Origin of the sequence: Desulfosediminicola ganghwensis (assembly GCF_005116675.2) — a bacterium.
Lineage (GTDB): Bacteria > Desulfobacterota > Desulfobulbia > Desulfobulbales > Desulfocapsaceae > Desulfopila > Desulfopila ganghwensis.
In genome coordinates this window covers 1,510,597-1,535,177 of sequence record NZ_CP050699.1, presented here as the reverse complement: position 1 = coordinate 1,535,177, position 24,581 = coordinate 1,510,597, and the positions used below count along the sequence as shown (strand labels likewise).

Annotated in this window: 13 protein-coding genes; 11 read left to right on the top strand and 2 right to left on the bottom strand. The window is 50.4% G+C overall.

The window, feature by feature from the left end; genetic code table 11:
• Positions 1-231: 231 nt before the first annotated feature.
• Complete coding sequence (locus tag FCL45_RS06535) at positions 232-1,410, bottom strand: efflux RND transporter periplasmic adaptor subunit (RefSeq protein ID WP_136798618.1); 1,179 nt, start codon at positions 1,408-1,410, stop codon at positions 232-234.
• Between the two features lie 218 nt (positions 1,411-1,628).
• Between FCL45_RS06535 and FCL45_RS06530 the strand changes: the two genes are divergently transcribed.
• From FCL45_RS06530 to FCL45_RS06485, 10 genes are all read left to right on the top strand, one after another.
• The gene (locus FCL45_RS06530; protein ID WP_136798617.1) at positions 1,629-2,954 is read left to right on the top strand and encodes a TolC family protein; all 1,326 of its coding nucleotides are present in this window, start codon (positions 1,629-1,631) and stop codon (positions 2,952-2,954) included.
• 61 nt (positions 2,955-3,015) lie between these two features.
• On the top strand, positions 3,016-3,825 hold the full coding sequence (locus tag FCL45_RS06525) for a class I SAM-dependent methyltransferase (RefSeq protein WP_136798616.1): 810 nt from the start codon (positions 3,016-3,018) through the stop codon (positions 3,823-3,825).
• A gap of 351 nt (positions 3,826-4,176) precedes the next feature.
• Complete coding sequence (locus FCL45_RS06520; RefSeq protein ID WP_136798615.1) at positions 4,177-5,928, top strand: YeiH family protein; 1,752 nt, start codon at positions 4,177-4,179, stop codon at positions 5,926-5,928.
• A gap of 111 nt (positions 5,929-6,039) precedes the next feature.
• Positions 6,040-6,291 (top strand): hypothetical protein, encoded by a 252-nt coding sequence (locus tag FCL45_RS06515; protein ID WP_136798614.1) that lies wholly within the window; start codon positions 6,040-6,042, stop codon positions 6,289-6,291.
• A gap of 799 nt (positions 6,292-7,090) precedes the next feature.
• Entirely contained in the window at positions 7,091-8,845 is a 1,755-nt protein-coding gene (locus tag FCL45_RS06510) for a YeiH family protein (protein ID WP_136798613.1), read from the top strand.
• A 95-nt stretch (positions 8,846-8,940) separates the two neighbouring features.
• Entirely contained in the window at positions 8,941-9,240 is a 300-nt protein-coding gene (locus FCL45_RS06505) for a hypothetical protein (protein ID WP_136798612.1), read from the top strand.
• Positions 9,241-9,435: 195 nt separating this feature from the next.
• Positions 9,436-11,847, top strand: coding sequence for a c-type heme family protein (locus FCL45_RS06500; RefSeq protein ID WP_167495828.1), 2,412 nt, complete (start codon positions 9,436-9,438; stop codon positions 11,845-11,847).
• An 11-nt stretch (positions 11,848-11,858) separates the two neighbouring features.
• A complete protein-coding gene (locus FCL45_RS06495) occupies positions 11,859-13,250 on the top strand; it encodes a sigma-54-dependent transcriptional regulator (protein ID WP_136798610.1) in 1,392 nt (463 codons plus the stop codon).
• A gap of 1,075 nt (positions 13,251-14,325) precedes the next feature.
• Entirely contained in the window at positions 14,326-15,726 is a 1,401-nt protein-coding gene (locus tag FCL45_RS06490) for a hypothetical protein (RefSeq protein WP_136798609.1), read from the top strand.
• A 128-nt stretch (positions 15,727-15,854) separates the two neighbouring features.
• A complete protein-coding gene (locus FCL45_RS06485) occupies positions 15,855-18,542 on the top strand; it encodes a S8 family serine peptidase (protein ID WP_136798608.1) in 2,688 nt (895 codons plus the stop codon).
• A 107-nt stretch (positions 18,543-18,649) separates the two neighbouring features.
• Here FCL45_RS06485 and FCL45_RS06480 read toward each other — a convergent pair whose 3' ends face one another.
• Positions 18,650-22,036, bottom strand: coding sequence for an ATP-binding protein (locus FCL45_RS06480; RefSeq protein ID WP_136798607.1), 3,387 nt, complete (start codon positions 22,034-22,036; stop codon positions 18,650-18,652).
• Positions 22,037-23,054: 1,018 nt separating this feature from the next.
• Here FCL45_RS06480 and FCL45_RS06475 point away from each other — a divergent pair.
• Positions 23,055-24,434 (top strand): YjiH family protein, encoded by a 1,380-nt coding sequence (locus FCL45_RS06475; RefSeq protein ID WP_136798606.1) that lies wholly within the window; start codon positions 23,055-23,057, stop codon positions 24,432-24,434.
• Positions 24,435-24,581: the final 147 nt, after the last annotated feature.

The following is a 24,581-nucleotide window of genomic DNA, read 5'->3' as shown; positions in this document are numbered from 1 at the left end:
GAACTGAACCTTCACAGGCAACGTCAGGCAATTTCCACATTCTGCCCTGCAAATCGTGAGAACTGCGCCTGCTGGGGGCCGGATCGACTCGCGCCCAAGGGTGAAATTGTTATCAGTTTCTCTTTGTTGATATAGATATCCGGCAAAGCAGCTGCACGCTGCGTCCAAAGGATGGCTCCCTTAAGACCAGGAGTAGCCCGTTTGGCGTGCAATTTGAAGTACTCTACCGGCCTACTGCGTTGACGGCAGCATATTCTGCTCTTTGAGATACGCCTGTATCCCCTTTGTGTCGGTGGCGTCCGTCACCTCGACCTTACGATTCGGCTGAAGCTTGGCAAAGCCGGAAACTATCACCTGCTCCCCGCCCTGGAGCCCTTCGGTGATAATGGTGTAATGTCTGCTCTCATATCCTTTTCTCACATCCACCCGCTTGATCCTGCTCTCTTCTCCCACAATATAGAGAAAGCTGGAGCGCTGATCCTCATGGACGGCTGCCGGGGGCACCACCAGAAAGCTGACCTGGTCGGTCACCATCACCTCGATGTAGACAAAGGTTCCCTCAAGCACAGAATGATCGGGGTTGGCAACCGAGGCCCGCATGGTAATGGTACCGGTAGTACGGTCAACACGATTATCAGTGAAATCGACCAGGCCCTCCAGCTGCCCCCGCTCAAGCATTCCCCCTGTGTTGCCGGGCACGTTGACCCTGGCCTCCATGTTATCCTGCGACTTGTATTGCCGCATCATCTGGAACTGCTGTTCGGTCGGGTTGAAGTAGACATACATAGGGTCATCGCTGACGATAGTTGTCAGGACTGTCTGATCTCCGTAGCCGACGATGTTGCCGATATCGACAAACCTCCTGCTGACCCTGCCGGATATTGGGGCAAGTACATCGGTATAACTTAAACTGAGTTCCGCTTCACGGATGGCGGCCTGGTCAGACTTCAAGGTGGCCTCCAGCTCTGCCACCCGTGCCTCATACTGATCCAGGGTGGCTCTGGGGGCCAGCTCTTCAGCCACCAGCGGCTGGTAGCGCGCCACGTCCCTTCTTGCCAGGGCCAGGGACGCCTTATTCTGCTCCAGGCGGGCCTTGGCGCTGTCGAGCGCAGCTTCATAGGTATCTTTTTCTATGGTAAACAGGACGTCGCCTTCCTCGACGTAATCACCTTCAGCAAAAAGCGCCTCCTCGAGCCGACCGGCGACCCTGGCTCGTACTTCAACCCGTTTGGTGGCTTCGGTCTTGCCGGCATATTCGATCCAGATGGGCAGCTGCTCATCCTGCACAGTGATCGCCTCCACCGGCAGCGGCGGCGGTTCCTGGGGTGGAGCCTGCTGCTGTTCCTCACTGCAACCCTGGACCATGACCAAGGTTGTCAATAACCAGATAATAGGACTCAGATGGGTCATCTATATCCCCCTTTAAGGTGTAATCGTAAGAAAGATCCTCCTTATACCTAACACATTGTTGCTCTAATTTAAATTCTGTTCTACCATAAAAGACATTTAACCAGATCGATTTCTTGATCGGTTTTACGAGTTTCGCCAACCAGGCCCTGATCCTGTTGGGTTTCAACGAGGTTGGAGCCCTGAAGAACGCTCAACAATTTTTCGTCTGGAGATATATTATGCACTATAAATCCAACATGGTTGCGTTGCTGATGATTGTCCTGACCTTGATCGCCCCCGGTCGGCTTCGATCGGAAACGATAGAACTCGGGCTCAATGACCTGATCGAGATCGCCCTGCAGCAAAATCCGCAGATAGAAATTGCCAGACAGCAGCTCGCCGGAGATGCGGGAATACTGACCCAGGCGAAATCCGGCTACCTGCCGCGTCTTGGCACAACTGCTGACTACGGCAGGGTATATGTAGACGGTCTAAGTCCTGAGGATGAAGATAACGTCGCCTCCCTGCTTTTGACACTCTCCCAACTCATCTATGACTTCGGCAGAACCACCGGTCTGATCGACGCCAGCGCCTTCAATGTTGCAGCGTCGGAAGAAAATCTGAGACAAGTTTATCACGATGTGGTCCTTGATGTAAAAAATCAATTCTACGACGTACTGGAGAGTCAGGAGCTCATAGTCGTAGCCGAAGAGGCTGTAACTAATTATACGCGCCAACTCTATCGAGCCAGAAAATATCTTGAAGCGGGTATACGAACCAGAATCGATGTGACAAACGCCGAAGTCAACCTGGCTAACGAACGGCTGGGCCTGGTGCAGGCCAAAGCTGATTTACAGTCGGCCAGGGTCGCGCTTGAGCAAACTTTAGGTGGTGCACCCAACAACGGGGACTATCAGGTTGTAATAGATGAGACCGGCCTGGGGGAGTTGGTTACAGATAAGCCACCGATCCCCGATACACTGAATAACCTTCTGGTTACCGCGGACCAAAACCGACCCGGGTTGAGTGAATTCGGCTACCTTATTGAAGCGGCTGAAGCAAATCTTCGCTCGGCCAAAGGCGATTACTGGCCGTCCATCGGTGTGACCGGCTCATATACAGGTTACGATACCGATATCTCAAGCCTGAATGACACCTGGCAGGTAGGCGTCGGTGCCACCTGGGAGCTTTTCTCCGGCTTTGAGACAGAGGGGCTGGTTGCCGAGGCCAAGGCCAACCTGCGTGAAGTTACGGCAGGTTATCGCCAATTCAACCTGTCAGTGACGCAACAGGTAACTGACAGCTACCTGCGTGCTGTTGAAAACAAAGAAGGTGTTGATATTGCCGGCCAGTCCCTAGGGCTCGCCGAAGAGAACCTGGAACTGGCTGATAAACGGTATCAAACAGGTCTTGGGGACTGGCTGGAATTTAACGATGCCCAGTTGCTTCTTACCCAAAACCAGACTAATCTGGTTGTAACGTATTACACATACTTGAGATCGCTGGCGCGAATCGAGTGGTCCACCGGGGTTATCCCCGAACTGCAGGGCCGCACATACAGATAGCACAGAGAAAAAATATACCGAAAACAAGCCAACAACCATTCAGCGTACTGAAGGAAGATTTATGGATAAATACGAAGAAACGGCTGACATTTCAACTTCTTCTGAAGATTATGCCAGCAGATTTCATGGCAAGACCGGTGAGTATTTTCTCGAGATGCAATTCGCAAAAGTTGAGAAATACCTGGCGGGTTACTACAGGCCAACAATTCTCGACGTGGGCGGAGGCCATGCCCAACTGGCAATCCCCCTCATCCAGAAAGGTTACAATGTAACCATAACCGGCAGTGACGATTGTTGCGAAGAGAGGTTGCTGGCCGCAGGTTTACAGGGAAGCTACAGCTACCATACCTGCGACATGCTCAACCTGCCGTTTAAAGACAACTGTTTCGATGTGGTTCTCGCATTCAGGCTTATATCCCATGTCGAACGTTGGCGACTTCTCATTCGAGAACTGAGTAGAGTCGCCAAAAAAGCAGTAATTATAGATTATCCCGATTGGCGCAGTACCAACATCCTCTACTCCATGCTTTTCCCGATAAAGAAACTCTTTGAAAAAAACACCAGAAACTATACTCTATTCACCCGCAAAGAAATTTCTCAGGAGTTTGAACGTAACGGCTTGATTGTAACGGAATTTGATCCTGAGTTCATGCTTCCCATGGTGGTGCACAGGGCCGTAAACTCCAGATACTTCTCGCAGTTTTCAGAAAATGTATTCGCCGCGATTGGTGTCACCCAGCTGCTGGGCTCTCCCATAGTCGCCTGCGCGCAGAAATTGCAAAGCACATATCAGGCAGAGCGGTCTTCCTTAAAGGGCTCGGTCCTGTCCCCAGCTAAGCTACGGACATCAGACCAGCTCCGCAATAACTGAATCACAAAATCAGACCTGCTCCATCGGAGCCGAACCAGATCGTCAAATCCTATCCTGCCTCGAACTGCTTCTTCACCTCCTCCACCAAGCTTCACTCCATGCATATGATAGCGTCTTTCCTGTGTGCAAACAGACCTTAACACTTTGTCTGCAGCTATCTTCCCGGCCACACCCAGCTCCGCCGAATATCTTGCTGTTATTGGGTCATTTCAAACATACAGAACCAACATGGCACAGACCTTGCTCTCCCTGAATCAAACAATTTTCATGGCATTTTTTTATTAGCGATACCGGCCGGAGTTGGCCGGTATCTGTTGCAAACAATTTTGCTTTAATCTCAGGGAGGGAATTATGGCAGGCAGTACGATCAAGACGGACAGCGTTGTCGTCGACGAAGCAAAAAGTTCGTTGAGTGATTTATGGAAGAAGGAAGATTACTGGGCAATCTGGCTCGGCTTTGCCCTGCTGCTTGCCGGCCTGGCTATTTTTATGCCACGTCAGCCGGAAGGCATGCAGGAAGTGTTCAACACTTCAAATGCAATCATGAAGCAAGAAGCAGCAAAAGCTCCATTTAAAACTGTAGCTTTTATCGAAGCCCAGGACGCCAAAGAGAAGATCAAGGCAAGAAGCCAGGGTTTTGCCAAGGATATTGCTGCATTCATGAGCAAGCCAAAGAAGTGGACCTCCAATCCGCTTGACGCTTTCATCATGACCCAGGAGCAGGCGGACGCCAAGAATGCCAAGGCCATGCCGAAGTATGAGGCTGCCAAAGCCACTGCCGTTACTGCAAAGGCTGCTGCTGTCACAGCAGAGACCGCTGCCGCTGCCGCAGGTTTCGCCAACACCGAGCTGAACAGTGTTACTGAAAAGAAGATCGATGACTGGAGACGCGCCAACGCCAAAGAATCTTCTGCCAAGAAAAAGACCAAGAACAAGCCTTTTAACCTCTTTCCAAGCCTCTTTGGAATGTTTCTTGCCACCGGCCTGCTGTTTTCTATCGGTATCTACTTTATGGGTGGCTCTGTTACCGGCTTCATGAAAGGTTTCACCGCTGTTTTTGCAGTAAGCCTTCTTGCCTACGTCTTTGCCGGCCAGGCTACCGCTAAACACTACGGCATTGGTTACGCTGCCTGGGCCATCGCCATCGGTATGATTATCGCCAACACCGTCGGCACACCTAACTGGGTCAAGCCTGCCCTACAGGTAGAATTCTTCATCAAAACCGGCCTGGTACTGCTCGGTGCCGAGGTACTGTTCAACAAGATCGTTGCCATCGGTGTTCCTGGTATCTTCGTAGCATGGTTCGTAACCCCTACAGTACTTATCACTACGTTCTGGTTCGGTCAGAAAGTATTGAAGATGGAGTCGAAGACTCTGAACATGGTTATCGCCTCTGACATGTCCGTGTGTGGTACCTCTGCAGCTATCGCTGCCGCCGCAGCATGTCGCGCGAAGAAAGAAGAACTTACCCTCGCCATCGGCCTGTCCCTGGTTTTCACCTCCATCATGATGATCGTTATGCCGGCCGTCATTAAAGCCACCGGTATGCCGTATATCCTCGGTGGTGCCTGGATGGGTGGTACCATTGATGCGACTGGTGCCGTTGCCGCTGCCGGTGCCTTCCTTTCCGAGAAAGCACTCTACGTTGCTGCAACCATCAAGATGATCCAGAACGTACTGATCGGTGTTACCGCTTTTGGTATCGCCGTTTACTGGACCATGAAGGTAGAGCCCAAAGAGACCGGCAACAAAGTTGGCTGGATGGAAATCTGGCACCGCTTTCCGAAGTTCGTACTCGGCTTCCTCGCGGCTTCTGTTTTCTTCTCTTTCCTCTACACCCAGATCGGACCGGACGCTGGTTTCACCATGATCGACAACGGAGTATTGAGAGGTTTCACCAAGACCTGCCGCGGCTGGTTCTTCTGCTTCTCTTTTGCTGCAATCGGTCTTGCTACCAACTTCCGTGAGCTTGCTCACTACTTCAAAGGCGGCAAGCCTTTCATCCTCTATGTATGCGGCCAGTCTCTGAACCTGGTTCTTACCCTTGGCATGGCCTATATCATGTTCTATCTGGTATTCCCGGAGATCACTGCTGCGATCTAATACAATTGGGGAATTAAACAGTAAAACTGCACGGGGATAACCCGGGCAGATAGAACACAATGCGGCGGAGCCCTTACAGGCTCCGCCGCATTCTTCACCGAGGAGAAATCTATGGAAACTGCATCACCCAAAAGCCAGGTTCGGGGCTTTGCCCAACTCATTGCCTGCTGCTTTGTCGTCTGGGCCACTACATTTCATGTTCTGCCTGCGTTGACCCAGTCTCACCCCGACATCCTTACACTTGCTGACTTTATTGATGAATCTGAAATCGATACTGGTGAATTCTACTATACAGGCGTCGAAGTTGTCGTTCAGGCCGATATCAACACCCGTTCAACCATCGAGTATTTTGCCCATAAGTAACAACAACAGACCTCACGACCTTTCATTCCAACGTACCCCACACGTATTTAAAGGCGGTATGTGAGTAGCTTGCTTCACGGCAATCTGCTCACCTACCGCCTTTTTTCATGCCACCAGTCTTTCCCGCCTGCAAAAGGCTGCCCCAGCCCGGTAATCCCCCCTCAGAACTCGAAAGGAAGTCAACCTACTTTTGCTACAAAACACGGCAACATGGCAGAGATCCAGTACGAATTGCCCTAAGCGTTTTTTCACACCATATCAAACAATACTATTTAAGAGATGCCCTCAGGGTACAGCCCTTACGATTCACACCTTTTCCCGTATTTCAGCCCGTAAATTAGAACAACATGACGTACTGTCAAAATCTTGGATCTGGCAACACCTGAACAATCAGCAATCCGGACCAGCAGCACCACCTGCTCCAAAGGCATGCCCAAAGCACCCCTTCCCCCTGCACCTTCATCAGTTTCACTCTTCAGCAAAAGCTATAGTCAAAAAACGCAATATCAGGCCCTTGAGCTAGAGACTTTTCACAACCACCACACCCGCGCCCAGCAGTGCAAACCTGATAGCCACAACTGCAAACCTGAGTTTACACATCCACATTGTGGCCATTCTGTGCATTTGCGCACCCGGTGCCTAACATTAAATAGTTAGGAAATAATTCACATAATGGCATGAGATTTGCTGGTATGACCAGTGTTGATATAAAGCAGTTTTCACCTGGTCTCAATCAGGGCATCCGGGTGAACATTTTTTAGGCATTACACTTGAGCATTTTAACTCACGGGAGAGAATCATGGCAGAAGCAAAGACTCAAGTCGACAGTAATATCGTCGTCGACACAGGACAAAGCAAGTGGAGCGATTTGTGGTTGAAGGAAGATTACTGGGCAATTTGGCTCGGTTTTTCCCTGCTTATCGCAGGTCTCATCATTTTTATGCCACGGCCACCGGCAAACATGCACGAGGTATTTGATAAATCAAATGCCATCATGGAGCAGGAAGCTGCAAAGGCACCATTCAAGACTTTAGAATTCTTTGAAGCTCAGGACGCAAAAGAGAAAGTTCGGGCAAGAAATCAGAGTTTTGCTAAAAAGATCGCAGGATTCATGGACAAGCCTAAAGGCTGGACCAGCAATCCACTTGATGCACTGTACCGAACCCAGGCACAGGCTGACGCGATCAACGTAAAGAAAGCGCCTGCCGCCGAAAAAGCAGCCGCTGCCGCTGTTGAAGCACGCGCCACCGCATTGGCCGCCCAGGATATCGCCGCTGCTGCAGGTTTTGCCAATGCTTCTCTGAATGCAACTGCTGAGACAGAGATTGATCAGTGGAGACGCGCCAACGCCAAGGCTTCTTCTGCCAAATCCAAGGCGAACGCCAAACCGTATAATGTCATTCCTGGTTTGCTCGGCTTTATGGTAGTCTCAGGTCTGTTCTTCTCCATCGGTATCCATTTCATGGGTGGCGATGTAAAGAAATTCCTTATCGGTTTTACCGCTGTTTTTGCACTCTCTGTATTCGCCTATCTCATGGCCGGTCAGGCCACCGCTAAACATTATGGTTTCGGTTACGCAGCCTGGGCAATCTTCCTCGGTATGCTGATAGCTAACACCGTCGGCACTCCCGACTGGGTTAAGCCTGCCCTGCAGGTTGAGTTCTTCATCAAGACCGGTCTTGTTCTGCTCGGTGGTGAGATCCTCTTTAACAAGATCGTAGCAATCGGTGTTCCTGGTATCTTCGTAGCATGGTTCGTTACCCCTGTTGTACTCATCACTACCTTCTGGTTTGGCCAGAAAGTGCTGAAGATTGAATCCAAGACCCTGAACATGGTCATCTCTTCCGACATGTCCGTATGTGGTACCTCTGCCGCAATCGCAGCCGCCGCAGCATGTCGCGCCAAGAAAGAAGAGCTGACCCTCGCCATCGGCCTGTCCCTGGTTTTCACCTCCATCATGATGATCGTTATGCCGGCCATCATTAAAGCCACCGGTATGCCGTACATCCTTGGTGGTGCCTGGATGGGTGGTACCATCGATGCAACCGGTGCTGTTGCCGCAGCTGGAGCATTCCTCTCCGAGAAAGCACTCTATGTTGCTGCAACCATCAAGATGATCCAGAACGTTCTGATCGGTGTTACCGCTTTTGGTATCGCGGTGTACTGGACCATGAAGGTAGAGCCGAAAGAGACCGGCAACAAGGTTGGCTGGATGGAAATCTGGCACCGCTTTCCGAAGTTCGTACTCGGCTTCCTCGCGGCTTCCGTATTCTTCTCTTTCCTTTACACCAAGATCGGTCCGGACGCTGGTTTCACCATGATCGACAACGGTGTACTGAGAGGTTTCACCCGCATCTGCCGTGACTGGTTCTTCTGCTTCTCCTTTGCAGCGATCGGTCTGGCTACCAACTTCCGTGAGCTGGCTCCCTACTTCAAGGGTGGTAAGCCGTTCATTCTCTACGTATGCGGTCAGTCCCTCAACCTGGTACTTACCCTTACCATGGCCTACATCATGTTCTACCTGGTGTTCCCGGAAATCACCGCAGCAATCTGATTCGTGGATACGTGGAATGTAAAGTAGTACAGTTGAAAAAAGTACATCTGGCAGCGGAACCTTCGGGTTCCGCTGCCCCTTCATTGGAGGCACAAATGAGCAAGGAATTGAAAAAATCAAAAGTAAAAGGTATTAGCCAACTTGCAGCCAGCCTTATCGCAGTCTGGGGTGTTACCTTCTACGTTTTGCCTGCAATCACCAGTTCCAGCGACTCTATCCAGGGGCTTGCAGATTACATAGACGAAACCGGCATCGAGACTGGCAATTTCTACTACACCAGCGTGGAGATTGTTTCACATGCCGACATGAATGCCAGATCTACCATCGAGTATTTTGCCGACCGACCAAAACGCATCGCGGCAATCCAAAAAAACAGTGCCATTGTGGGTGAATAAACCGGCAAGAGCCCCTTTGCTCTTTTGCTGCACCCCAAAAAGGTCTCACCCGGCAGGACCCTCAAAATCCTGCGCACAACTCGATATCTTTCGCTGCTCTGAAAAATAAGGTACATTTCGACTGAACCGATGCCCGAAAACTCTCAAATCAAAAAACCGGCATCAATCGAAGTACCAGAGCAACGAAAAGGTATCATGAGAATTCCCCGACTATATTCACTGCAAAGCAAATTTATCCTAGGCCTGATTTTCATCATAATGATCATCAGTGTCATCAATATCACCGGCCTCTGGTTTTTCATGCAGAAAACCCTGCAGGATGAGGTAAGCACCAGAGCGGAGATCGTTCTCGACCAGGTCGATTCTGTTAAAAAATATGTACAGCTATCCCTGCGCCCAAAGATGTTTGAAGAGGTTCCCGACAAGTTTATAAGAGAAGCGATGTCCTCCTCCTTCATCACCCGCAGCGTCATGGAGCAGAATCATTCCGCTAGCCTGAACTATATTTTCCGACGGGTAGCTATCGGGGCAAGAAATCCCGAATTTGAGGCAAATAAGGTTGAAAAGGAGTTGGTTCAATATTTTCGGGACAACCAGGATCAGGAGCTCTGGACGGGTACAAAGAAGATCAGGGAGCAGGACGTTTACATCATGGCCCGCCCTGTTCGCTACGGTCAGAGTTGCCTGCTCTGCCATGGTGACCCAGCCGACTCCCCCAAAGAATTGGCAGATCTTTATCCGGATTCGGGATTTTATCACACTCTTGATTCCATCGACGGCATAGATCTGGTTGGCATCCCCACCAAAGAGTATGCTGCCAAAAATGACAGTGAGTTCCTGCTCTATGTTGTTATCTACCTGACAATTTCATGCCTGGTTCTATTTCTTATTTATCAGGCATTTCAAAGGGTTGTCATTGTTAACCTGCGCACTCTCACCAGCCAGTTCCGTAATAGTTTTAAAGACCAGAAAGGCAGCGAGTTGCTCAAGAAAGTGGAACACGGCGATGAAGTTGAAGAGATGATAGAAGCCATGGAGGGACTGGGCCAGCATCTCTATGAGACAGACAAACAACTTAAGAGTCACACAGCCAATCTCGAAGCAGAAGTAGCACGCAGAACAGAGCAGCTCTCTTTAGAAAACTTACGCAGGCGCCGGGATTTCGAGCTCTTCGTCGATATTCTCAGGTCACTGAAAGCAAGTCAGAAACAGTCCGATCTCTGGCAATCAGTGTTGCCTGTACTCACCAGGACACTTGGTCTGCAGTCTGCATCATACATCTGCACATTTTCCAGTAACCGCAGCTATAGCTGGCCGCCAGGCGCCATGGCCCCGGCATTGCCTGCAAATCACGTAGATCTTCTCACTCGACCACGGATAGTTGCCCAGTATAACACTGTATTCATTCCCATTGGCAGCAGTGATGATAATATCGAAGGATTATTGTATCTACAGCGCCCTCCCGGTAAAAGCTTCAGCGACGATGAAGTAGAGATGTTTAATGCCGTTGGCCGGCAACTTGGTATCGCTGCAGAGAACCTTGCGGCACTTGATTCCGTATTGCGCCAGACCAACAACCTCCAGGCGATTTTTGAGGGTATCACAGATCCGTTGATGCTGATAGAACACCCGGGGGCGATTATCATGGCCAATGACGCAGCGAACAACCTGCTTGAATCACTTGCCTTTAACGACAGGAAGCAGACCATAACTCAATGCCTTGTGTCCCTCGGCGGCATAGAGGTTTCCGAACTTTTGCCGGAAAATCCACCATACAGCTCAAAATCAAAAGAGATTACTATCGATGGCGGCAGAAGCTTCCTGCTTTCCACCTTCCCGCTGATACCCGCAGGTGACCAGCCTCCTCGTCTTATTCTGTCAATTCAGGAGAATACCGAACACAAACGAGTTCTCCAGCAGATGGTTCAATCGGAGAAAATGGCCACGGTGGGTGAGCTTGCTGCCGGCCTGGCCCATGAGTTGAACAACCCGCTCGGCGTAATTCTCTGTTATGCCGAGCTGCTGAAAAAATCGGTCTCCGACCCTGAATTGCAGGAAGATATCAATGTGGTTCTCAAACATACCCAGCAGGCTCAGGCGGTGCTGCTCGATCTGCTGAACTTTTCCCGACCCAAAGTTTCCATGTCCAGCCACACTGTAATTGGCGATATCACCGAGGGGGTAACCAATGTGTTCAAAGTGAAGGCGGCTAAAGAAAATGTAACCCTTCGCTGTCACCGCTCCGATGCTCATCGCAGGGTATTGGTCGAACCAAGTGTTATTGAACACATCGTACTCAATTTACTCCTTAACGCACTTGACGCGGTTTCGGAGGCAAACGGTACCATAGATGTTTACATTGATTACCTTAAAGAAACAAATGTGGTACAATTGAGGGTCGAAGATAGTGGCACCGGCATTGACCCTGCCATCCACCCCTACATATTCGACCCGTTTTTCACCACCAAGGACGTGAACAAAGGAACAGGCCTGGGACTGGCGATCATCTACCGTTCCATGGAAGAGTTAGGTGGCACTATTGAAGCCCGTTCTTTGCCAAAAGGCGGTGCTGTCTTTGAATTGAATTTCCCCGCCAGCGATAGTTAAGGAACACAACCATGAAGGTTGAAATGCATATACTTCTCGTCGATGACGAGCCCGACTTCAGCCGTGGTCTTTCCAGGCTGATTTCGGTGGAATACCCTGAGATACAAATCAGTACTGCCTCAAGCGGTGAAGAGGCTCTGGCCGCAGTTGCCGGTAACCAGGTAGATCTGGTCATCACCGATCTCCGTATGCCAGGCATGGACGGTATTACCCTGTCCAAAAAACTATTGGAGATCCAACCCGGTATCAAGGTTGTGCTCCTGACAGGCTATGGCACCATTGAAAAGGCTGTAGAGGCTGTGCGCCTGGGCGCCTTCGATTTTCTCACCAAACCGGTTGCATCGGATCAGCTCTATAGCACGCTGAATAAGGTAAGAGAATATATCCGGCTCGAGCAGGAGAACAGCCGGCTTAAAAAAATGCTGGAGGGTAACAAGAGCGATATATTGCTCGGTCAGAGCCCGGCAATGCTCGAGGTTCAGAAATCCCTGCAGATGGTTGCAGTTTCCGATTATCCCGTGCTCATCTTCGGTGAATCAGGTACAGGCAAGGAACTCGCCTCCCGCATGGTGCACCAGCTCAGCAACCGTAGCGATAAACCATTTATCGCTGTGAACTGCCCGGCAATTCCCGACTCGCTGATGGAGAGCGAGCTGTTCGGTTATACCAAGGGCGCCTTCACAGGGGCGGACAAGGACAGGGATGGTCTGATCCAATCCGCCAACCTGGGCACCCTGCATCTGGATGAAATCGGTGACATTTCCCACGCCATGCAGTTGAAACTTCTGCGCTTTCTACAGGAAGGAGAGGTTCGCCCGGTAGGTTCCACCAAAACCTATAAAACAGACGTACGCATCATCGCCTCCACCAACCAGCAACTTGAGGAGAAGGTCAACCAAAACACCTTCAGGGCAGATCTCTATTACCGCTTGAATGTGGTGACAATACATTTGCCGCCGCTCAGGGAACGTGTTGAGGATATCGCCCTGCTCACCCGGTTTTTCCTCGACCAGACCTGCAAGGAGATGCGTATCGAACAAACCGGCCTGGAGCCCGATGTACTCTCCTACCTCAGCACCAAGGATTGGCCCGGCAATGTTCGGGAGTTGCAGAATTATATACGAAGACTGGTTATTTTCTCCGGGGGAGCCAATATCACCATGGCCACTGTGGGACGTATCGAAAATCCAGGCCAGGCCGTGCCCAGCATCGATGGCGAACTTGGCCCGTACAAAATGATGAAAGCTGCGGTCGCCGACAGGTTTACCAAAAATTATTTTGAACAACTCTTCAAGGAGACGTCAGGCAATGTCTCGGAGGCTGCCAGGATAAGCGGACTGTCCAGAGTTGCCATTCAAAAACTGTGTCAGCGCCTGAGCCTTGACCCGGGTAAATTCCGCTAGGAACTGTTTTAAAAATTATGCTTTTTTTGCGCAACAGCACCCCTGAGAAGCTATTATTACGAGCTATAAACTGAAAAAAAGATCCGATAACACACTCCCTACAACTGTAGCGCAATCAAATCTGACGATCTCCCATCGTTTTCATATAGCCGCGGAAAAATTCACAGAAGGAACCTTAACCTCGGTTTCGGCGCCCCACCTTGAAATCTCCCAGTAATGCTATTCTCTTCTGGGCTATCGAGAGTTTGATGACATATGATTGTCAGTCATCTTTCAGGAGAGGTGGCGGGTATTCTCTTGCATCAGAAATTAAATCAGTCCCTTTCTCGCCTGTCGCATGCCCTGAGGATTGTCATCCTGATGCCACTGGGAGTCTACCCCCTGTGAATACGACATTGCGATTCCAAAGAACTTCGTGGGAAAACCGGCACAAGAGGATACGGCCGTCAGATTTTGCCATGGGGACAATCAGTTGAAAAGGCACTTATTTATCTCTCTTACCTTCTCTATCATCTATATTTTACCGTTCGTCTTTATCTAAAATTCTAGTTCGGCGATTTCTGGCTCAGCCTGAAACTGCCCTGCTTCCCCAGAGCTGTGTGATACACGTTTTCATGAGCTGGAGATATTCGGCTAACGTTTCTTGAAATGAACAAACCCAGATCGAACCCACAAAGAAAAGTTAAATAAATTCATATACATGTTGTTATTTTAACAATTTTAACACGGTCTCTTCTTGCAGACACCGCCATTTTCTTTGTATCTGAGAATCTGCACCAAAATTCAGTCAGCACATCTTCTTTAGCGCGATGAAGGGGATAGGGAACACAGGTGATTTTGCTTCGTTAAAGGACATTGTCTTTTTTTGGGGGGAATTGATCCGGCAGTAATCGCACTCCTGTTCTTCCGGCCGTCACGTAAATTTTTTCCTTCGCCCAGGCCAGCTCGAATGTTGTAAGCGTATCCAGTGATCCAAAACAAACAGGTAAATTGTCGGACGGGTTGCCATTGCAACAGGCTTTCACGTCCGCATGCGCAATCAAACAGCGTACAATTTCAAATCAGGGAGGCTAAAATGAGTACTCCAGGACGCAGAAGGCATACCACGCCTAACGACAATATGATGCCTTTTTTAGTGATGCTCTTTTGCAGTCTGCATTTTTTTCTGTTCGGAGCCGCGGTTGCTCTAGCCGAATCACAGGAAAGCTGTGAAAATGGCTCTGTTTCTGCCTGCATGTCAGATATCCTCGACCAGGAGGACGAAATGATCGACCAGGCTGATGATATGCTTAAGGAAATGGAATCAGCCGGGATTTTTGCAGTTATCAGGGTGCAGACCGGGGTTAATCCTCAACCCGAACTCATTGACAGGATTGAAACACTACGTAACGACAACCGTCGGGCCCGTGAGATGAATGCCACGGCCACCGACGAGGATTATGACGAGATGCTGTCAAAAGCCGACAAGGAGCAGGGGAAAAACTGCAAGGATTCTGACCTGCTCTACTACGAGTCCCTAGTAGATGACAATTACTTGCCACCTGGTTATTCCTGGGTGGATACAGGAAATGGTAAAGACAAGTTCGGCAATGGAAAATGTGATGTCTTTTCCGCTACAGATCTGTACGGGGAAGATGTCTGGGTAAATGAGCGCGAAGCGAACATGTGCGATCAGGTCTGTAACGACAAAACTGATGGCAACGGGGTTTCACGAAAAGGCCAGAATAAAGAGCGTTTCGTTGGGAGTTTGAAGGATGCCATATCGTCTAAACGTGCTGCAAATGTGGTGCTTGCCCAGCAGCGCGCAATGATCTCCGAACTGGGAGCCATGCTTGCCGCCATGCCGGTAACCCAGGATGACTACCAACCCCCAGCCCCAGCAGACGACCCCTGCGACAACGTCACGACCGATCCGGTAAGCGACCACCTAATCGCTGAACAGGTTCTTCAAATTACCATCACCTCCCTAGATGCAGTGGTCATTGTCACCAATGTCGGGATTGAAGTGCTAGAAACTATATCAGATGTAGCCCATGACACCTGCGCTCAGGATGCTATGGGATTCAATGCCAGGGCAGCATGTTCTCCGATGACAATCGCATTCCATGTCGCTAAGGGACTCAATGATGTATTCAAAGGGGTGATCACCATATTGAGTGATGCAAAGGAAATAACCGCCCTCAGTGGGGAAATGGCTAAGTCCTATCAAGCAGACGACTCCAAAGCCTGCAGCAAGCAGATTTGGAACCAGTTCAACACCTCGGAAGGCAAGAAAGGCAAGGTCGTGGTCTTGCAGGAGGATGTAAACCTCCTCAAAAGTGATATCAGCGAGCTCAGGACAAGTTCAGGCAATACCAACACACAACTTCTGGACCTGGAAGACCAGCTTGCGGCAATCAAGAAGTATATGGAGGATAATCGCACACTCCTCCTGGTGCCTGAGGGTCAGCGCAGTAAAATTGTTTTTGATCAATAAGATAAGATTTACAGGAGAGGCTCCCCAGGCAATGGCCGCTCCTGTGGCTGGGTGCAGCCGGGACCGGTCTGCCAGATCGGTCCCGGCTGTTATCAACCTGTTCGACATCAAAAGCAAAGGTAAGAAAAATGCGGCCTTCATTTCAACTCATGTATGGTGTGCTCGTTTTACTTTGTATGACATCAACAGCTTCAGCCTCGATTCAGGCCGGTCACCAGAACTTAAGATTTGTACAGGATGAAATTATAGTAAAATATACATCCGGAACCAGTCGGAATGAGATCAACAGCATCAACCAGCTTCATCAGACCTCCGTACTATCTGAAAATCGGAAAGGTCGCTTCATGAAACTGAAGGTTCACGGCCAAGGGCGATCTATAGATAAACTCGTACAACAATACCGCCGTGACCGCAGGGTAGAATATGCCGAACCGAATTACATAGTTCACGCGGCGATGTTTCCAAATGACCCCTATTTCCATGAATCTTGGGGTCTATTTAACAACGGGCAGACTGGGGGAACGACAGAAGCCGACATTTTCGCCCCCGAATCCTGGGATGTTCGATCCGATGCCTCCGCCGTGATTGTGGCGGTGATCGATTCCGGTGTGGACTATACTCACCCTGATCTTGCTCCTAACATGTGGACAAACGATGGCGAAATAGCAGGCAACGGTATTGACGATGACAATAACGGGTTTGTCGACGATATCCGGGGCTGGGATTTTGCCAATGGTGATAATGATCCTTACGACGATCATTCCCATGGAACTCATGTCGCTGGGATCATTGCAGCCGCAGGCAACAATGGTACAGGCAGTGCGGGGGTATGCTGGTCGGCCAGCATTATGCCTCTGAAATTTCTGGATGCCACCGGCAACGGAACCGTGACCGATGCAATCGAAGCCATCCAGTACGCAGTACAGAAGGGGGCCCAGTTGTCAAATAACAGCTGGGGAAGCGAAGGCTTTTCACAAGCGCTCAAGGAGGCTATCGGAGCTGCAGATCATCTTGTCATTGCTGCAGCAGGCAACAGTAGCTCCTTCACTGATATAACCCCTTTTTATCCCGCCGCATACGATTTACCGAACATCATTTCAACTGCCGCAACGGACCACAATGACAACCTTGCAGCTTTTTCGAACTATGGCCCTTCCACAGTACATCTGGGCGCACCGGGAGTGGATATCCTGTCAACCACCCCAAATGAGTCATATGAACACATGAGCGGAACCTCAATGGCGGCACCACACGTCACCGGTGTCGCAGCGCTGCTTATGGCCGAATTCCCAGCATCGACAATCATCACAGTGAAAGACCGTATACTCAACGCCGTATCACCTGCAATCGGCCTCAGGGGCAGGGTTGCAACAGGCGGAAGACTCAACGGATATGATGCTCTGCTCGGCAAGGTATCATTGGAGCAGCCGGAGTTGACAACAATCTTTTACGATGATTTTGAGCAGGAAAATGATCCATGGACTGTCCAGGGCGAGACAGCCCTCTGGCACCTCTCCGGCACCCGGTACTCAAGCATTTCCACATCATGGCACTATGGAATTGACAATACTCTCAACTACGATACCGGAGCTGCCAACGAGGGCTATCTCATCTCGCCCCCGATTGACCTGACCACGGTCACCTTTTCAACACTCCTGTTCAACCACTACCTTGAAACGGAAGATGATCCGAATTTCGACAAGGCCTTTGTAGCCATCAGTACAGACGACGGAGCTTCATTTACTGAGATATTTACCAGCAGGAGCACCGATAACATCATGGCTCAGGAAACACTGGACATCGCAGCATACGATGGCGAAATAATCCGTCTCCGGTTTTCGTTCGACACCGTTGACAAGATGTATAACGATTTCGAAGGTTGGTACATAGACGATGTCTCCGTCATCGGCCAGCCAGCCGCACCTTTGCCGAGCCTGCCTCCGACGGCCGATGCCGGGACCGGTGACACGCTCTCGGACGCTGATGGAGATAGTTTTGAGTTGTATACACTCGACGGGTCGGCCTCGATGGACCCCGAAGGCTTTCCTCTTTCTTACCTATGGACCGAAGATCAACGTGTCCTTGGAACAGCAGAAGTCTTCACCGGCAGTTTTTCAATAGGGGAGCATTCGATCACCTTGACGGTTACGGACAATGAAGGCATGAGTGCTACGGATGAAGTAACAGTGACCGTTGTCGCCAATCAACCACCGGTGGTGGATGGTGGTAATGATCGGAGCATTGACGATGAGGATGGTGATGGAGCGGAAACCGTACTGCTTAACGGCTCCGCTTCATCGGATCCTGATGGGCAAATCATCTCCTATCTCTGGCAGGACGGTGAAACAATACTCGGCACAGCCGCGACGTTGGCTGTGCCTCTTTCAATCGGTGAACATGTTATTACCCTGACCGTCGAAGATAATGGCGGGGCAACAGGAGCCGATACGTTCATCGTGACGGTGAATGACGCCTCCATAGCCCCAGATGCAAGGATGCACATTGCTGATATGGATCTGCTTCTGATGAAAAGGGGTTCCAGCTATCTCGGCAAGTCCCTCGTTACTGTTACTGACGGGAACGGCATGCCATTGAAGGGTGTATCGGTTTCCGGACGCTGGGAGCTCAACGCCTCGTTACTTATGGTCGTAACGAAAGGGACCGACAAAAACGGTGTTGCTGTCCTAGAATCCAGAAAGATATCGGTAAATTCTGGAGACACCCTGGCCTTTGCAGTTGAAAACCTCACCCTTGATGGGATGACCTATATACCTGCGGACAATGCTGAAAGTTCTGACTCTACCCATATCCCATGATTGGTTCTACTTAGCAAGAAAGCACATTGTGCTAACCACTTATTCAATAAAGCAGGTTCCTGCCTGTCGGGTATTCAGTCCGGCAGGGGGGGCAATAGGTAAGCCAATCAGGGTGCCAACCGTAGCTGCAATGCCCGCTCCTCAAGCAAGTCCCTTGCAGGCGAAGGGGTGTCGCAGGCAACGAGAACAAATTCAATAGTGGCGAGGATATTATGCCATTTTGGATAGTTGGGCAAGGTAGTCGCATCGAGGTATTTATCCAGGGTCTGGGTGCGGGAAAACCCATCCGGATTGGTGTAGACTTTCCAGATGCCGGATTGTTCCGCCAGGTCGGCTTTGGTCAACCCAGTTGACTGTTGCCAGTATTCAAGGGACAGATTCATGGCCTCGATGGCCAGGCTTTTTCTGATCATATCATTCGAATTCCCGGCCAGGCGCGATTCCATTTCCGTCAGGGCAGTCCGGACGAGCTTAAAGTTGTTCTGTACCTGCTGCAGTTCGTCCGGCGATTGGTGTTGCAGAGATTCCTCCATGCAGAGCATACGTTGTCGAGTAGTGTTGAGCCCTTCAATCAGCTTCAGGACCGACATTTGGTCAGCCGGATAGTTGCCACCGTTCCATTGATCCTGAGGAGTAAAGATGAGTACGACCAATTGCTCGGCATCAATCTCCAGCCGGACAAACTGAATTGCACAGGCAAGCGGTGGGCTCTGCTGCCGCATAATGGTGAATCGCTTTTCCCTGATTCGATCATCTCCTTCACCATCACTCAATATTTGCTCCAAAACTTCCATGGATTCCCGCCTGCTTTCAGGTGTAAACACCTCCCCGACGTGGAGGCCGAGCAACGCCAGCGCATCGCTTTCCAATTGTGCGGCCCCTTTGGAATTGACGAATACCAGTTCTAAACTCTCATTAACGGCAAGCACCGCATCGTTGACCGTATCAAGGATCCTAGCGAGTCGCCGCTGCATGACCTTCAGGTCAAGCTCGGTGCGTTTTCGCCGCTTTATCTCCGTTTTCAGCAGCAGGTTCTCTTCCAACGTCTTATAGGCCTTTTGTAGATCCAGCTGAGTCTGCACGCGGACAAGCAGTTCATCTCTGGCAAAAGGTTTGGTAATGTAATCGTTGGCGCCAGCCTTAAACCCCCGTACCAGATTATCCAGACCACTGCGGGCGGTAAGCAGGATGATTGGTAGCTCGGCGGCGGAATATTTCTCCCGTAGCTGCCGGCAGACTGCATAACCGTCGAGTTTCGGCATCATAATATCCAGCAGAATCACGGCCGGTATATGACCAGCTTGAACCTTTTCCAAGGCTTCAACCCCATCGGCGGCAAGGTCAAAGGGGATGGATTTTGCCTGGAGATGATGGCCAACCACCTGTAGATTCACTGGATCGTCGTCGACGACAAGTATCGATTCACCAGGAACCACAGCTCGCCCCTTCGGCCAGTGGGGTATGTGGTTGGGAGATAACGATGGAACCGCCCGCCGGTCATGATCAACGGTAGATGATTGCTGGCTGGCTGGAACGGTGAAACTGAAATCAGAGCCACGGGGTACGTCTGAATCAACCTCTAACGTGCCGCCATGGAGTGTTACGAGTTTTGCCGCGATGGGCAGACCGAGGCCGGTGCCACCATATTTGTGAATCGTCTCGGCGTCTCCCTGCTCATAGGGGGAAAAGATCGTCCCGAGGCGGGACGGGGGAATGCCGATACCGGTATCGGAAACCGATACCCGCACCCAACTGTCTTGTAAAACTGCATGAACCCGCACCACCCCCTTTTCCGTAAACTTGATGCCATTGCCGATCAGGTTGTAGAGAATTTGCTGAAGACGGTCTTCATCTCCATGAATGGCTGGTATGTCCTCGCTAATCTCATTGATCAGCAGAAGCGCTTTCCTGTCGGCCAGTGGCTGCAGCCCGTAAATAACACTGTCCGTGAGGCTTTTCAGATCGACAGCCGTGGGGTTGAGCGTTACATCATGATTTTTCAGCCGAGCGAAATCGAGAACATCATTGATTAACCCGTTCAGTCTTCTTCCACTGGCAATGATGGTTTTCAGGCTGGTCTGCGCCATTGATGAAGCAGGATCGCCATTTTGCTGAAGCAGGCTTTCAGCCATGCCCACGATCCCGTTCAGTGGTGTGCGCAGCTCATGGGTGGTGTTGACAAGAAATTCATCCTTGAGCATGTCCAGTCGCTCCAAGGCGAGATTTTTTTTGGCTAGTTCACCGGATAGCATGTTGACCTGCCTAAAACTATCTGAACTACGAACAGACAGAACGAACGACTGGGACAGAATGAGGAAGAAAATGCCGAAATGAGTTAGGTAGCTAAGGTAGATGAGCTTATTGGCGCTGAGAATATCAATGACGACGGTAACCGTTAAAAGCAGCATGCCGCCTAGTAGAATAGCGGCTTTTTGGTCACCCTGAAACAGGGCTCGGACCAATACATAGAGGATGTAGACGAAGATGCCCAGGATGAACAGCTGACAGGGAACAACGAGCCAGCTGGCGATCCGGGCGGGTGTTATGAGAGTGATGCAACCGATTATGGCCATGCAACCTAGCAGGATTGATGCGGGCATGTCTCTTTTCTTCTTACCGAACACGCTGACAACAAAGAGTAGCAGACCTGCAGGGCCAACAATGATCGTACCAAATTCAAACTTGTATGCCGGTTCCCACGGTATGTGTGGAAAGATCTGGGTTAGATAGTAGTTGCCGGTAACGAGAATCCTTGCAGCTATGAAGAGGGTGAAAATGGCAAGGTACAGGGGGGAGCGATCATCCTGATAGAGTACATACAGGCTAATATAATAGATCCCCATCACCATGAGGCAGCCGAATAGGCTGAGATCGAAAATCCACTGGAGGTTTAGTTCGGAACGAAGGGTGTCAGCATTGCCAAGCTTGATGGGATTCCAAATCCCGCCTTTTCGGTGATTGAAATTGGCCACCTGCAGGATGATTTCGAGAGATCCGCTATTGTCATGAAAAGGTTTTTGCTCAAGCCGGTACCGGGGGGTTACTGTGTCACGTTCCGTCCCCACTTCACCGTTGCGGGCGACGATCTGTCCATTGATATAAAGAACGTAAGCGGAAGACTGGTTTTTGATACTGATAGCCTTTATACGCCCATCTCGCGGAACAAGTGTAGTTAAACGGTAAGTTGAGAAGCCGTTCCCTGTAAGCGTCTGGCCGTCTACTTCCTTTCCGTTCCAGGCGCCGGGCAGGGTTGCCAGCCCGGTTGGCTGGGGAGGGGGGACAACGCTGAAATCAGAAGGGTCAAGCAATTGCTGCCAGTACCATTCCCACTCTCCGTTGAGATTGATGTTGCCGTCACGCTGAAAATCCCAGCCAGAAAGATCGAGCAGGCCGTTCTGAGCTTTCGGAGAACTGTTACCGGCGGAATTGGCTGTTCCTGCGAAAATCAACATAGCAGCCAGCAGTAGGCAAACTACCTGACCTTGGACGTTCACGACACCCCCCCAAAAGAGAGTTAGGCTTCAATCGCACGTTATTGTAATGATGCAAGAAATTTCTTTTTCATTAAACATTTCACAGTAAACGATCAACACCGATCCTACAACATATTACAAATTCTCCCGAATTGGCTGCAGCATCGCAGTATTTCAGCAAATCCTGCCGAAGTATCTAACCTCCTAAAATTATGTAATGCAAACATCACCTCTCATGGGGAGCAACGAAATGACATCCATCAAAGGCTCTATACATGCATACCATGCTCAGCCAGGTCGCCTTGTAACCTTTCTGGCCCATATGTTTCCCGGCTTCTTTGGTGAGCCGCTTTGATCTCACCGGCAAGTCGTTTATCTTCTTTTTGACGTGGTGAATCAGGACGTTTCGGCTATGCCTAATAACCACTTGTCGAAACATCCAGAACCCAACAGAGAAAAGGCACCCTATGCCCAGATCAAAACTTTCTGATCATCGCGTACCGTGCAGCAACTCCTTGGCAGGTAAGCGAGCTCGCGAGACTCTGAAGTACGCGGCACTGAGCTGAATCAGGTAATGCAACACTTTTCCGCCACACTTCTGAGGGAGCAAAAAGCCATGTATGTTCCTTGAATGTTGGTTTAATTGGTCATAGGGACACCTCCTTGTCCTCGTTTTCTTAACATTGGTGTCTTTTTCCTCCACCTTACCCCAGTTCAAGGAAGGGAGTCTCCAACAGCCTCCGGTATATCAGAGGGGTTATGATTCTCCGCAGCTCCCCTCTCCGGATACCTTCCTTTCACACTCAAAAAAATTCTTTCCCAGACGCCACAAGCCCCTCATAGAAACTGACTTTCATAACAATCGAATATAACCAAACTTTGCTGCAATGCCCAATTTTGTTGAACTTCGCAGAGGCTACTTCACCACAACAACCTGCCCATTTAGTCGTTGCCTTGCCTACATATATACGCTATTCTCCCGCTTTTTTTTCAGTAGGCATTGAACCTATCAGTTTTACGAAGGGAGCAGTTTGTAGTTATGCAGAATTCCGAAGTAGCCGACCTGGCCGGCAAAATAGATACAACTTCGCCTAAGGTAATCAGCTTCTTGCTGCCATCTTTACTGGGAGTCTTTTTGTTTATGACTCCTATTCCATATAATGGCTCTGTAACCATTCCCGTTGCCATTCTGGCCAAACTCTTTACCACCGGCATTGGGGAGTGGGCAAAGTGGCTTATCACGGCTCTGATATGCAGCAGTGCGCTGATGAGCAGCTACGTGCTGTTTGCCAAGCCCAGTTGGTTGGGTAAAAGCCCCTTATTGACTGCATTGTTCAAACTTTCGCCCGGCTGGTATGCGGTCCGAATGGCAGGTGCCGCGATGGTGCTCGCCATCGTATCTGGCTTCGGTCCTGAAGTTATCAGGTCTGAAGACACCGGCGGGCTCATCCTCTTCGATCTGCTGCCTACCCTTCTCGGTGTGTTCCTTTTTGCCGGCATGTTGCTGCCGCTCTTGCTCTACTTCGGTCTGCTGGAACTGGTGGGCACCCTGATGAGCACAATCATGCGTCCGCTCTTTACCCTGCCTGGCCGTGGCGCAGTTGACTCCCTTGCCTCATGGCTCGGTGATGGCAGCGTAGGCATCATGCTGACCACCAAACAATATGAGGACTGCCACTACACCCAGAGAGAGGGTGTGGTCATGGCAACAACCTTCTCAACCGTCTCTATCACGTTTTCACTGGTGGTTCTGGCCCAGGTTCGCCTGGAGCATATGTTTCTGCAATTTTATGCTGCCGTCTGCGCTGCTGGTTTTGCCGCAGCCGTTATCACCCCGCGTATCCCACCACTATCGCTTTTTACCGACAAATACATTAACGGCAAGAAACGGCAAGGCAATGAAGACCTGATTCCGAAAGGACATACTGTACTGAGTTGGGGCTGGCACCAGGCCCTGCAACAGGCGCAACGTGCCAGTAAACCTGGTCTGGTACTGCAACAGGGACTGAAAAACGTGGCCGATCTATGGATCGGGGTGCTGCCGGTGATCATGGCGGTAGGTACTGTGGCTCTGGTCATTGCAGAAACGACGCCGATCTTTACCTGGCTGGGTATGCCGTTCATTCCGCTGCTGGAATTGCTGGGCGTGCCCGAAGCGGCCAAAGCCTCAGCGACTCTAATGGTTGGCTTTGCAGACATGTTCGTGCCTTCAATCCTGGCCGCATCCATTGAAACGGAAATGACCCGCTTCGTCATCGCTGCAGTGTCCGTGACCCAGCTTATCTACCTTTCAGAGGTGGGCGCGCTTATCCTCGGCAGCAAGCTGCCGGTGAAACTCTGGCAACTGTTCATCATTTTCCTGGTGCGCACCCTGGTGACCTTGCCGGTCATTGCGATGATGGCACACCTGTTCTTTTAAGCTGAAAGCACACTGAAGGCGTATAGGCCCAGGACTGCGCTGACTACGCAAATATCCTGTCGGAATATTTCAATATGGTACTGCCTGAGTTCACGAGAAACTCGGGCTACCCCCGTGCTCTTCACAGTTCTCTTCGTGAACCTGATT